This is a genomic window from Bacillus sp. CFBP9009 (genome assembly GCF_036541465.1).
GTDB lineage: Bacteria > Bacillota > Bacilli > Bacillales > DSM-1321 > Peribacillus.
The window spans coordinates 412838-426822 of the sequence record NZ_JAZHFU010000001.1 but is presented as its reverse complement, the minus strand read 5'-3'; the positions used below and the strand labels follow the sequence as shown (position 1 = coordinate 426822).

12 protein-coding genes are annotated in these 13985 nt (G+C 43.5%); all 12 read right to left on the bottom strand.

Annotated features, from left to right (window positions below):
* Positions 1-33: 33 nt before the first annotated feature.
* Complete coding sequence (locus V3595_RS02220) at positions 34-882, bottom strand: VOC family protein (protein ID WP_485905280.1); 849 nt, start codon at positions 880-882, stop codon at positions 34-36.
* A 4-nt stretch (positions 883-886) separates the two neighbouring features.
* Positions 887-1291: a DoxX family protein gene (locus V3595_RS02215; protein WP_485905279.1), complete on the bottom strand. Its 405-nt coding sequence runs from the start codon at positions 1289-1291 to the stop codon at positions 887-889.
* A gap of 158 nt (positions 1292-1449) precedes the next feature.
* Positions 1450-2214: an ABC transporter ATP-binding protein gene (locus tag V3595_RS02210; RefSeq protein WP_485905278.1), complete on the bottom strand. Its 765-nt coding sequence runs from the start codon at positions 2212-2214 to the stop codon at positions 1450-1452.
* On the bottom strand, positions 2211-3008 hold the full coding sequence (locus V3595_RS02205) for an ABC transporter ATP-binding protein (RefSeq protein WP_485905277.1): 798 nt from the start codon (positions 3006-3008) through the stop codon (positions 2211-2213). The genes V3595_RS02210 and V3595_RS02205 overlap by 4 nt, the downstream gene beginning before the upstream one ends.
* Positions 3005-3844, bottom strand: coding sequence for a nickel transporter permease (gene nikC, locus V3595_RS02200; protein WP_485905276.1), 840 nt, complete (start codon positions 3842-3844; stop codon positions 3005-3007). The genes V3595_RS02205 and nikC overlap by 4 nt, the downstream gene beginning before the upstream one ends.
* Positions 3835-4788, bottom strand: a complete 954-nt coding sequence (nikB, locus tag V3595_RS02195; protein WP_485905275.1) for a nickel ABC transporter permease — start codon at positions 4786-4788, stop codon at positions 3835-3837. The genes nikC and nikB overlap by 10 nt, the downstream gene beginning before the upstream one ends.
* On the bottom strand, positions 4789-6318 hold the full coding sequence (gene nikA, locus V3595_RS02190; RefSeq protein WP_485905274.1) for a nickel ABC transporter substrate-binding protein: 1530 nt from the start codon (positions 6316-6318) through the stop codon (positions 4789-4791).
* Positions 6319-6448: 130 nt separating this feature from the next.
* Complete coding sequence (locus V3595_RS02185) at positions 6449-6799, bottom strand: hypothetical protein (RefSeq protein ID WP_485905273.1); 351 nt, start codon at positions 6797-6799, stop codon at positions 6449-6451.
* Positions 6800-7017: 218 nt separating this feature from the next.
* Positions 7018-8160 (bottom strand): mannitol-1-phosphate 5-dehydrogenase, encoded by a 1143-nt coding sequence (locus V3595_RS02180; protein WP_485905272.1) that lies wholly within the window; start codon positions 8158-8160, stop codon positions 7018-7020.
* A gap of 5 nt (positions 8161-8165) precedes the next feature.
* On the bottom strand, positions 8166-10256 hold the full coding sequence (locus V3595_RS02175; protein ID WP_485905271.1) for a BglG family transcription antiterminator: 2091 nt from the start codon (positions 10254-10256) through the stop codon (positions 8166-8168).
* Positions 10257-10342: 86 nt separating this feature from the next.
* A complete protein-coding gene (locus V3595_RS02170; RefSeq protein ID WP_485905270.1) occupies positions 10343-12286 on the bottom strand; it encodes a PTS mannitol transporter subunit IICBA in 1944 nt (647 codons plus the stop codon).
* Between the two features lie 200 nt (positions 12287-12486).
* Complete coding sequence (locus tag V3595_RS02165) at positions 12487-13779, bottom strand: CitMHS family transporter (protein WP_137018653.1); 1293 nt, start codon at positions 13777-13779, stop codon at positions 12487-12489.
* Positions 13780-13985 lie beyond the last annotated feature (206 nt).

The following is a 13985-nucleotide window of genomic DNA, read 5'->3' as shown; positions in this document are numbered from 1 at the left end:
ATCCTCTCACCATTGCTTTCTGCTTTATAATATTTAGACGACTAAATGAATCTCATTGCCTGATGGATCTGTTACAGCGAAAAACCCTTCTTTTTCCGTGACGACAGCCCCGATTCCTTTCAGTTGTTCCGTTACTTTTTTTCTCGCTTCTTCGTCTGCAAAAACGAGAGTATACCAGTTTAGCCCCACACTATTTTCCTTAGGAGCAGGGGCGCCAACGCCATTCCAAGTGTTCAATCCTATGTGATGATGATATCCACCGGTTGAAGTAAAGAGCGCTCCTCCATATCGATTCACGACGCTAAACCCAAGACCTTGCATGTAAAACTCCTCCGTTTTACGTAAATCCGCTACATGCAGATGTATATGCCCCATTAAGGTACCTGCAGGCAGTTTGCTCCACTCACCATCGCTTTCTTTCAGAAGGTCATTCCCATCCAGCGGATCCGTGCCCATTGCGACTTCCCCTCCGGCCCATCTCCATTCAGTGGATGGCCGGTCAGAGTATACTTCAATCCCATTGCCATCCGGATCGGTAATGTACAGCGCTTCACTCACTTCATGATCAGCCGCTCCAAATGGATATTTCGTTTGAAGTAAATGGCGTAAAAAAATCGATAAGTCAGCACGACTTGGCAGTAAAAGGGCAAAATGATATAAGCCCGTCGTCCGCCCTTCTTTCGGAATCACATCAGCAGGCTGCTCAAGTGTCAGCAACGGGGTTTTACCGTCTGTCGTCAAAACAGCTTGCCGATCGGTTTTCCTCAATACTTTAAGACCGATGATTTCTTGATAAAACAGAATGGCCTTATTCAAATCCAAAACATTTATACTGACTTCGCCAACAAAGGTAATTGGTTTTTGATGAAAATTTTTATCCATATTGTCACTTCCCTTTTTTATTGAAAATCACATGATCCAAAGAAAGAACCGTGCGGTTTGCACACGCTAGATAGACAGACATGGCAAGCAGTGCCAAGTCCAGTTCGTAACCCGCCGCTTGCCCGTTTCCAAGAAAACCAGCAGGTAATTTAGCCGTGAAAATCGCCCCCGCCATAATGACCGCAAATAGGACGGATACGATTCGTGTTCCCAAACCCAGTATAACCGCAATTCCCCCGATCAATTCGATTCCTGCAACGATGTACGCCATGAAGCCAGGAATGCCAAGGCTATCGAAAAATCCCTCCGTATTTCCTATGCCCCCTTGAAACTTTGAAACGCCGTGAATGAAAAAAGTAAGACCTAAAATCACCCTTAAAAAAACTTGACCTGCATCATTTTTATTCATTATGAATTCTCCTTTTTGTTGGTTACTTTATGTAAGTAATTATATTTTCATAAGCTTATAATGTCAAGTAAGTTTATTGGGATTTCTTTTTTCCCAAAATAAAAACGAATTGCCGAAGCAACTCGTTCATTGCGATTAACCAAATTAACACAACCTCATTATTCAAACATCGAAATCAGTTCTTTTGTGTATGAATGGCGATCGCTGCAAAAAAGCCGTTCATTTTCGAAAGAATCCACAATTACACCACCTTTCATCACCATGATCCGATGGCTCATCTCCTGTACTGCCGACAGATCATGAGAAATAAAAAGGTAAGAAATGTCCAAAGTCTCCCTCAGCCCGCCTAACAATTTCAGAACCGCCGCTTGAGAAAGAACGTCCAGGCTTGAAGCCGGTTCATCCAATATAATGAGGGCAGGTTCAATGCTGATTGCGCGTGCAATGGTCACACGCTGCTTTTGTCCGCCGCTTAGCTCATGCGGGTAACGTTCAGCAAAACTCCTTGGAAGCTCCACAGATTCCAGCAGCTGACCGATAAAGTTCGCTTCACTTGTATACGAAAAATGTTTCAGATTGACCTGGCTGCCAAATTGAAGATATGGATCCATTAGTGAATCTTTTATCTTTAGTTTTGGATTCAAAGCCGATGCAGGATTCTGCAAAACGGCCTGGATGTTCTTGCGATACGGTTTTAAACTACGTTCGCTTTTATTCTGCAGCGCGGTTCCTTCAAATAAGATGCTGCCCTGGTCAAAGGATTCAATTTGAAGGATGAGTCTTGCCAGTGTGCTTTTTCCGCAGCCGCTCTCTCCCACTAATCCGAGGCATTCCTTCCTTTCGATGCTGAAATTCACGTTCCTTAGTATTTCCACTCCGTTATCATAGCTTTTATGGACATTTCGTACGTCTAATAAACTCATCCTGACACTCCTTCAAGCTTAAATGGAATTCTGCTCAATGATGGCGATGATTGAATCAGTTCATTCGTATAAGCGTGCTGCGGATGATTCAATACCTGATTTTTATCACCGGTCTCAATGATGGCCCCGTCTTTCATGACCGCAATGCGATCCGCATACTTCCTGACATGACGTAAATCATGGGTAATGAACAAGATCGCACATCCGGTTTCTTTTTGGAGCCTTGATAACAGCTGTAAGACCTTAAAGGAAGATACACTGTCCAAGGCTGTGGTCGGTTCATCCGCTATCAATATATCCGGCTCAAGCAGCAGGGCTATTGAAATGGATACGCGTTGAAGCTGCCCCCCGCTTAATTGAAAAGGGTATCTGCTGTAGATATCTTCATTCAGGCCCACCGAAATGAGCGCCTTGACCGCTTGCTTGCGCCTTTCCTTTTTGGAAAGGTTCAAATGTGTTCGCTGATATTCGTCGAAATGTTGACCGATGGTAAGGAACGGTGTAAATGAACCCTGGTAATCTTGAAAAATATAAGCCAGGCGCTTTCCTCGAATCTTCCTGATTTCTGAGGAAGATAGCGTTAATAAATTCTTTTCCCCGTACCATATTTCCCCCTTCGCTTGGAGATTGGGTGCAAGCAGCTGACATATTGCCATGGCAGTCATGCTTTTGCCGCTCCCGCTTTGTCCGACAAGTGCGAACCATTCACCTTCCTGCACATCCAATGAAACATCCTTGACGATATGATTTTGCTTCCCCATGATATGCAACTGCCTCACGGATAAAATGCTCATGATCCCACCTCCTTTTTCACATCGAATGCATCGCGCAAATAATCACCGAGTATGTTGGATAGAAGGACGACAAATACGATGGCGAGCCCCGGGTAAATCATCAGCAACATATTAGATTGAAAGAATGGACGGGCATCATTCAGCATGGCTCCCCACTCTGGTGCCGGCGGCTGCGCCCCGAGCCCGATATATGATAAGGAAGATATGAGCAAAATGATTTTTCCTAAATCGAGGCTAGCCAATACAAGCACGTTGCCGACCAGGTGCGGAAATAGATGCTTCCGCATGATCCTAAATGAACTTAATCCATTGATTTTAGCAGCTGTGACATAATCCTTCTGACGTTCGGTGATCACAGTACTTCGCACAAGCCGGGCATAATTCACCCATTTCACTAGAACGATTGCCAACAGGAGATTTTCGATTCCTGGTCCTAATAAACCACTAAGCACAATGGCAACGATCGTATCAGGGAATGCGAGAAACGCGTCTGCAATGCGCATGAAAATCCGATCGATCAGACCTCCTTTAAAACCGGCAATCACCCCGAACGGGACGCCGATGATAACCGCGGCAAACAAAGATAAGAGACCGTAGCCAACCGTCAGCTGTGCGCCAAGCAGAAGACGTGTCAATACATCACGCCCTAGATGATCCGTCCCTAACGGATGTTCCATGCTTGCCGGCCGTAGCCTTTCTCCCAGATTGACCAGTGCCGGATCATGTTCCAGAATAAGAAAGGTGTAAGCCGAAACGGCAAGGACTGTAGCCATCACCGTAAAAAGGAATGTCATTCTCCAGCGCCTTTTGGATTTTTTTTTGATAACTAACTCCATTTTCCATGCTTCCTTTCCTTCAGTCTTAGCTCCGGATTTAAATACCGATAAGATAAATCCACGGCACTATTAACCATGAATACAATGATGGCCATGACCAACAGGTACCCTTGGATGACTGGATAATCCCGTGACCGAATCGAGTCCACGACCATCTTACCTATGCCTGGATAGGCAAAAATCACTTCGATCACCACTACACCGCCGATCAGGCTGCCAAGGCTGACACCGAATACGGTAATGACCGGGGGCAAGCTATAACGAAATGCATGGGCAAAGAATATCCGTATTTCTGATATCCCCCTAGATCGGGCAGCCCTGATGAAATCATGACTGAGGGAATCTATTAAACTCGAACGCAGCAAACGTACGTACACACTTGTGATGGCCAGCCCCAGCGTGACTGACGGCAGAATCAAAGAACGAAATCCGTCCCTGCCCATTGTTGGAAGGGCCCCCCATCGTACCGCAAATAAATCTATCAAGAGCAGCCCCAGCCAAAAGCTAGGAATGGCTGCGCCCAACAAAGAAACGGCACGGCTTAACTGATCAATCCAGCTTCCCCTGTACAAGGCAGCAAGCGAACCTAATGGAATGGCTGTACCAAGCATGACAAGCAATGCGCCAATCGCCAGCTCAAGTGTTGCAGGCAGCCCGCTCATGATCATCTCCATCACAGGCTGATTCGTCAGATAGGAATGCCCGAAATCCAATTGGATAAAGTCCATAAACCAATCGCCATACTGCACTAACAGCGGATCATTGAACCCCAATTCTTCACGAAGTTCATTGACTTGCTCGTTTGTGATCGACACATCATCCACTTGAAGTATCGAGAGAACCGGGTCCCCTGGAGCAAGCCGAACAAAAAGGAAAGAGATGAATGTAATCACAAGGACAAAAATCACGACCTCAATGAATCGCCGGACTAAGATTCGCAACATTCACTTCACATCCAGTTCATTCGTCAGCATGTAGTATTCGCTTCTCGAAGTGATCCAGTTTTCAACTTTATCGGCATCATAAGCAACAAGTGTATTCGGATGTAAAATGAATGAATTATACACCTGTTTATCCACATACATCGCAATCCCCTCAGCTAAATCCGAGCGCTTCTCCTGTCCGACCGTTACATTCAGCTCATCAATCAGGGACGTCAGGTGATCATCATCGGCCCCACTGAAGTTCAAGGCTCCCTTTGGATGATAAGTAGCATTTAAATAATAACCGGCATCCCCGCGCGGAGCCGTTAAATTGCTGTAGGTCGTTAAATCCCAATCGCGATTGGCAGCCATATACTCTTCAGGGATTTCTATTTGCTTGATTTTCACATCAATCCCCAACTGGCCGGCATCCGATTGAAAAACTTGGGCAATTAACGGCAGATCGGCACGTGAACTGTATGTAAGAAGTGTAAACGTTAACGGTTTGCCGTCTTTTTGCATGACACCATCCACTTTCTTATATCCCGCCTGATCAAGAAACCCCTTAGCCGCTTCCATTCCATTCTCTTTTTTCGGATAGTCCGGAGCAAAAGAGAATGTGGATGGAAATGGCCCTGTTGCCACTTCTGCATGACCATGTAAAATCGTATCCGCAATGGATGATCGGTCGATCAAGGCATCTATCGCCTTTCGGACGTGTATGTCCTGCAATGCTTTACGTTCCAAATTCATCGTCATTTGATGTACACGGAAAGTGGATGTCGATTCAACCTTCACACCATCTATGGCCTTTAAATTTTCCAGGCTTTCCACTTCCGGACGGAAAACAATATCGGCGTCTCCCGATTCAAGGGCAAGAGACCGTGCATTGGCATCTTCATTAAACGAAAACCTGGCGCTCTCAAGCTTTGCGGCTCCATCCCAGTAAGACTCATAACGGATTAAATCAACAGCCGTACCTGGTATGAATTTCGAAACGGCAAATGGCCCTGTTCCTATTGGCTTGTTTATATAGTCACTTTCCTTCACGTCAATAATCGATGTATTTGGATGAACCAATTCAGAAGGAAACTCAGGAAAAGGAACCTCCGTCTTAATCGTCAGCGCATTTCCGTCCGCTTCAATCGATTCAATGCGCAAGGCACTCTTGATCGCAGGACTATCTTTCATCGCCCTCTCCAACGAAGCCTTCACCGCTTTGCCATCCATCGGCTTTCCATTCTGAAAAGTCACACCCTCCCTTAACTCGAAATTCCATAATTGACCATCCTTGCTATCCCAGCTTTTCGCCAGCCAAGGTTCGATGGTCAAATCCTCATCATTGAGATGCACCAATGTCTCAGTGATCCCAGCCCTTAGTGAGACATAACTAGTATCGACATTCGGATCAAGCGAGCTAGTCGCAAAATTAAAAAGCAAGTTCACTTCCTTCTCCCCTCCAACTTGATCTTTCGAAGACTTGGTGGAACAGGCAGCCAAAAGAAAGAATGATAAACAAACAATAAAAATCGATTTACATTTTCTGAACACGATATATTTCCTCCATTACCTCAACTATTTTTATTAGCCGCTTTAAAATCGTATTGATTACGATTTATAATGCAGCTTTACTTTACTATCATGACAAACACGTAACGCATTGCCGAATGCAAATCCGATATCAAACTATGTAATGCTCCTCGACGAGAGTAAACACCAATTCACGAGTATTTGCTTCAAACTCACGAGTATTTGTGCCAAATTCACGAGTATTTGCTCCAAACTCACGAGTATTTGCTCCAAACTCACGAGTATTTGCTCCAAACTCACGAGTATTTGCTTCAAACTTACGAGTAAATGCGCCAAACTCACGATTATTTGCTTCAATTTCACGAGTAAATGCTCTAAACTCACGAGTAAATGCTCTAAACTCACGAGTAAATGCTCTAAGTCTCGTGCAATAGCACCAAAATTTTAAGGTAAATGCACCAAACTCTCGATTTATTGCACTAATCCGACTTTTTTCAAGCATTTCCCCATATTTTCAACATATAAAGCTCCTTTCACCAAAATCAAAACGATTACGATTTACACTTTAAAAAACCCCTCTTGTCTTGACTGCCTTTCATTATAAAACGTAATGATTACTGTTTACAAGGTTTTTTTGAGTTTTAAAGATTATCGGATGCCAGTTCCTTCTTTTTGATTAAGAAAAAACTCCTGAAAAAAGATTTCAGGAGTTCTCGGCTTTTACTTCAAGTTGTTGTAGTGGTTGATAACTTCTTTAGTTATTTCGCTATTTTCATCCAATCCGCTAACTTCCTTAAGTGCTGAAGCTACACCGTGTTCTTTGATCATCGTTTGCAGTTTAAGGGCTTCTTCATCTTCGTTAAAATCAAAGAGTAAAGCAGCTGCTATCGCTTTCGCCAGATTAGTATAGGAAAGTCCGGCTTTCTTTGCTTCTACGGCAGGGCGCACGAGACGGTCGTTTGGCCCGAGCTTACGCAGCGGTGAACGTCCGACTCTATTCACCGAGTCATTCAGGTAGGAGTTTTTAAAACGATTAATGATTTTTTCGATATACTGCTGATGCTCATCTGCGTCCAAACCGTATTGCTTTATTAAATAAGCGCCCGTTTCCCCTAGGGTTTTCCTGACTTGCTCTACAATGCCTGCGTCCTCCAATGACTGGTCAATCGTAGATTTTTTATTTTTGAGATAACCGAGGTAAGCAATGACGGCGTGTCCTGTATTAACGGTAAACAGTTTTCTCTCAATGAATGGAGCGAGTTCTTTTACAATGGTCATCCCTTCAATGACAGGAATGCTTTCCTTCGTTTCAACGACCCATTCATAATAAGGTTCCACCAAAACATCGAGTGATCCTTCGTTATTTTGGATAGGAACGATGCGATCGACTGCTGAGTTAAAGAAGTAGACTTTATCGGCTAGTTTTTCTTTTGTATCTTGATCCAAGTTTTCTAGAATGTAGCCTTCTAAAAGGTCTGTTGCCGATATTTGGTTTTCACAAGCGATCACATATAGTTTTTCATCGGTTTCCTTCACTCTTGACGCTAACCCTTTTGCAATTAAAGGAGCGATATGAGGCAAAATATTGGGACCGATAGCAGTGGTGAGGTAGGTTGCTTCGGAAATTGCTTTTATGATTTCCTCTTCCTGCTTTAAACTGTTTAAACCCGAAACATTTTCTACTGTGACGGATTCTTGTTGATCAGTGGCAAGTTTGACTTGATATTGCTTTTTATCATTTAACTGGTCGATTATTTGATCAGCTATATCTACAAATGTCACATGATATCCAGATTGTGAAAAGAGCGCTCCGATAAAGCCTCTTCCAATGTTTCCTGCACCGAAATGTACTGCTTGTTTCATTACAATCATCCCTTTATCAAGTTAGTATATAAATAATCCAAAAATATGGCTTCCAGCCTTCTGTTAATCATTTCTTCGTCCGAAGATGAAAAAATCATGATGGATTCATTGCTTTCAATTAAGCTTGAACTTATTAAACTGACGATTTCCTGCTGCTTCACACTTAATTCTTCAGGTGCCAGCATCAGCAGTAAATTTTTCATATGGACGTCATTTCCGTCCATACCTTTGACCAGACGATATTCCTCCAGGTGGGCCACCTGGAATATCAGTTCTTTTACATTCTTATGTCTAGTATGGAAAAGGCCCATTCCAGTGCCAGGAATGCCTAAACCGCCTTTTTTTTCCCGTTCCTTCAAGGATCGGACCACATCATCCGCACCTATTAGCAGTTCTTCCGCTTCTGCCATCCTGACCATTTCTTCAATGATCTCTGGATGTCCTTTCAGATGCGGCAGCCGATAAAACCGGAAATTATCCATGATTGACTCGATGCTCTGCTGGGCATCCTTCAATTCCTGCAGCACTTCTTTCAATTCGCCATCCTCTTTTTTTGTCACGGTATCCTTATGGGCTGAATGACTGCCATAACGCTTATTCTTCGTGAAGTTTTCGATATTCTTCCTTAAATAATTCCTGATGTTCAATATATTCTCTTCACTCAAAAGAGGGGATACAAGGATATAATCACTATCGATATACGGAAGCCGGACGGTAGAAATGATCACATCATAGTTTTTCAGACTGCCCTGCTGCTGGATGTCTTTGATCGTCTTGATTTCAACAGTCTCGATTTCGATGATTTCTTTTTTGATCCGGCTTGCAAGCATCTTCGACGTACCGATACCTGTCGGGCAAACGATGAGTGCCCTTATTGATATTTCTTCCTCCCGGAGCACTAATGCAGATCCGAAATGAAGGACGATGAAGGCTATTTCATCTTCAGGAAATTCTTTTATTTCTTTGAATCCCTTTTCCAGACTTGTCTTCACTGCCAAAAAGAGAACCGGATACTTTCGCTTAATATCTTCGGTTAAGGGGTTGTACAATCCCATTTCCTGTTTGATCCGAAAAAGCGATGGTTCCATATGGGCAAGGAGCCCTTGATACAATGGGAAATCCTTGGTCAAATCGATTTGCAGTTGTGCCGAAACATCTTTTATCAGGTTTCTTATCAGCTGGCCAAGCAACACACTGTCATATGGAACGGCATCCGCCGCATGAAGCTTGGAGCCTTTAAGGATGGCTGCCAGGTAGCTTATATCATCAATGGTAAAAGAGACTTCCAGCATTGTGCTGAGTTCCTTGCCTATTTTATTCATGAGATTATTCTCATCAGAAAGTTCGCTTATTTTCTTGAAGTCCTTCTCCAAAAAAAATTGGCTTTCATTCCTTTGCAGGGTTACATAAATATGTATAATTAACCCTATATACCCGCTATCCGCCAAACGAGAATGGACACGGTTAAAAGTTGAATTCAGCACCCCATCGATAGCCAGAAGATATTCGGGATCGAAATAGTCGAGGATTTTCGCTTCTGGAAATTTTCCTTCTTGCAGCAAAAATAAACTTTCAATCAGCTCTTCATTAAAGAAGTGCAAGAAATAGGCTGCCTGGGCTTTCCGTTTATTTTCTTCGGTGCCCGCAAGCTCTATTCCGACTCCCCTTTTTCTGGTAATCACGATATTAAAATTCTTTAACCATTCAGTCAGTTCGTCCAAATAGGTTGTAAGAGTCGTAATGCTTATACCGAGATCTCCCGCAAGAACTTGAGTTTTATATGATTCTTCCTGCAGTAAAGCTAAAAGGAGATGCAGCTTTCTTTCTTGTGGCGTTTGATCAATCGGATGGTTGCCCATCAGGTGCTGTACAAGCCGAAAGACTTGTTCATTCTTTCCGTCGATGGACAGGCCCTCATGTGTATTGCGTGTTAAATGCAACTCAAATGATTGCAGGATTTTTTCTATGGACTTCAGATCACGTTGAACCGTCCGGACACTAACATTCAATTGTGTCGCAATGGATAAGGCTGTATGTTTTCCTGAAGTTTTTATGATCAATTCTATGATTGATTTTTCCCTTGAAGTAATATACATGCTACCAACTCATTTCAGGTGGAGTAACACGAGAAAATACTGAATAGAAAAGCGTAAAACGCTTTTCTATTCTTGATTAAGAGTATTTAATTATTTTCGACATTTATAATATCCATCAATTCCCTGGCTGATGTGGCTTTAACCATCTTTTCAATATTCTCCATCTCAGAGCAGGTAACTGCAATGCCAGATAGAATTTCAAGATGTGTCCCGTCCTTGCCGGCAATACCGAATATCAATCGTGCCTTTTGGCCGTCAAAGTCGACACCATCAGGAATTTGTAAAACGGTAAATCCAGATTTAAGGACATCTTTCTTAGCTTCCTCGGTTCCGTGCGGAATGGCTACATCATTCCCCATATAGGTTGAAGTCAATTCATCACGGGCAATCATTGCTTCAATATAGCTTTCCTTAACGTAACCTGCATTAACCAAAGCTCTTCCCGCAAAGCGGATCGCTTCTTCCTTATTGGCGAATTGTTGATTAAGGAAGACGTTTTCTTCGCGAAGCAATTCATTATCATCCTGCTCATCCTCGTTGATGCCAGGCTCGATTGAATGTTCACGAACACCGGGAACCTTCTCTTCAGCATCTTCGACGATTTCATGCAGCTCATCGGTACCGTCATCCTGAAGCCTTGCAAGCAATGAATCGTATTCAGGGCTCGATAGGAAATTATCGACAGATACATGATAAGCATTCGGCACTTTATTCTGTGCTCTTGGTGTTAACTCTTCCTGTGTTATGACGATTTGTGCATCTGCAGGAATGTTTGAGATCGCCGTATTGGTAACAGTGATATTCAATCCGGCTTCCTTCACCTTTTTGCGAAGCAGCGAAGCCCCCATCGCACTTGATCCCATCCCGGCATCGCAGGCAAATATTATTTTGCTGACGTTTGCTGGCATCGTACCCGGATCTGAAGCGAATACATCGGCAACAGAGCTTTTCTTGCCTTTCATTTCTTGCATTTTTTTCGCGGCATCTTCAATATTCTCTTCAGATTGCTTTCCTGTTTTCAGGATGAAAGCACCGACGATGAATGAAACGATGGCAGCTACGATCACGCCTGCAAAGTTAGCAATATATGCGCCCGCATTATGCGGAGTTACCGCTGTAATGGCAAGAATGCTTCCTGGAGATGCTGGAGCGAACAATCCTCCGCCTAGTAGGACCAAAGTGAAGACTCCACTCATGCCTCCAAGAATGACCGCTAAGAATAACATCGGCTTCATTAGGATATAAGGGAAATAAATTTCATGGATCCCGCCGAAGAAATGAATGATGGCAGCTCCTGGCGCCGATTTCTTCGCAGTTCCCTTTCCAAAAAAGCAATAAGCAAGCAGTACGCCGATACCTGGTCCAGGATTCGATTCCAGAAGGAACAGGATTGAAGCCCCTGTTTGTTTAACTTGCTCCACACCGATTGGTGATAGTACACCATGATTGATGGCATTGTTCAAGAACAATACCTTGGCAGGCTCGATCAGGATACTAGTCAACGGCAGTAAACCTGTACCGACAAGCCAATCGACTCCTGCTACAAGCCAGCCAGTAAATACGTCTACAGCAGGTCCGATGGCCAAGAAGGATAGAATGGACAATAGGCCGCCAATAATCCCTGCTGAGAAATTATTAACAAGCATTTCAAATCCGGCTTTTATTTTCCCTTCAATCAATTGATCGAATTTCTTGATGACATAACCGCCGAACGGTCCCATTATCATGGCTCCAAGGAACATCGGGATGTCAGATCCGACGATGACGCCCATTGTCGCAATGGCACCGACTACGCCGCCCCGGTGGTCATGGATTAGCTTACCACCCGTATACCCAATTAAAAGCGGCAGTAAAAACGTAACCATCGGTGTAACCATTTTGGCAAGGCTTTCATTTGGCAGGAAACCAGATGGGATGAATAGGGCAGTGATTAGCCCCCATGCTATGAAAGCTGATATATTCGGCATGACCATTGAACTTAGAAAGTTACCGAACTTTTGAACTGCAACTTTTATATTAAAGTGAGCCATTTTGCTCTCTTCCCTTCATATTAATATAGTTTCCTCTAATCTTAAGGTACGTACCTTCCGCATTCAATAAAAGAAAAAGCTAATTTTGTCGCGAAGGAGAAGACAAACATAATGTATCTCACTTTTCCAGATTTATTCAGCGCTTGATGCAGACAGAAAAGAGCCCCGTTCGCACTTGACGAACGGGACTCTTTAGAACCTTATAGTGGGATGATTCCCAATAGGACACATACCACTATCATGACAAGCGTCGATCCGCATGCCCATTTCAGGAAAGTGCGCTGCAATGCACCGAAATCCTCCCCTACCATTCCAACCAAAAGATAGGTGGATGGAACAAGCGGGCTTAATAGATGGACGGGCAACCCTAATAGTGAAGCTCTACCGATTAGGGCAGGGTCAATTCCATAAGCAGCTCCCGCTTTAGCAAGTAATGGGAGCACACCATAATAAAATGCGTCATTAGACATGAAGAACGTAAAAGGTGCTGAGATGATGGCTGTGATGACAGCAAAATGTGCGCCCATTTGATCTGGAATATGCTGAATCAAAGAGTTTGCCATGGCATCGACCATTTCCGTACCGGCAAGGATTCCAGTGAAGACACCTGCTGCAAAAATCATCGAAATTACAGATAAAGCATTGTCCGCATAGTTTGCCACACGCTCCTTCTGATCACTAAGTTTCGGATAATTAACCGTAATGGCAATTGCGAAACCTACCATGAACAGAACCGCTGAAGGCATAAGTTCCATAATCAACGCAACCAGCAGTGTAAGAGTCAATGCGTAATTGAATATTATCAATTTAGGACGCTTAAGATAAGCATCTTCTGTTGCAGCCGCGTGCTGTGCCACAGCACGATAATCGACTTCAATGATCCCAATTCTCTTTCTTTCTTTTTTACCCAGGCAATATGCCATGAAAAGGACGAATAGGACTCCGCCAATCATCGCAGGAATGACAGGAGTGAAAACATCGGACATTTCAAGTTTTAAAGCGGTCATCACCCGTGCTGTAGGGCCTCCCCAAGGAAGTAGATTCATGACTCCAGATGACGAAACAGCAATACCGGCCAATACTAGCGGTCTCATTCCAATCCGTTTATATAGCGGAAGCATGGCTGAAATCGTTATCATATATGTCGTCGTACCATCTCCATCCAAGGAAATCAGCAAGGCCAGGACTGCCGTGCCGATGGCAATTTTCACCGGATCTCCTTTTACAACCTTAAGAATCGTATTGATGATCGGGTCAAAAACCCCAGCATCAATCAAAATGCCAAAGAAAAGGATCGCAAATAAAATCATGATTCCCGTTGGCGCGACGTCTTTGATTCCTTCCAACGCCATCTCACCCATTTTACCGCCAAACCCGCCAATAAGTGCAAAGGCACTTGGTACTGCAATCAAAGCTATCATGGCTGAAAGTCGCCCTGTCATAATTAAAATCATAAACACTAATATCATCAAGTATCCTAATAAAGCGAGCATATCTATCACTCCTATCTTCTAATAAGATAAAGTGTATATGAAACCGCTTCATTTGTAAGCGTTCTCAATTTATTGTGTTTTAAAACTATTTTGTTAATTGTGTTCATTGTGTTCACGGAAGCGTTTTTTCGAGGCTGAACCGGACGCCACTCCCCGGGATGAATGGCGGGTTCTTTAAGGAAATGAGCGAATATTAAGCAAACAAT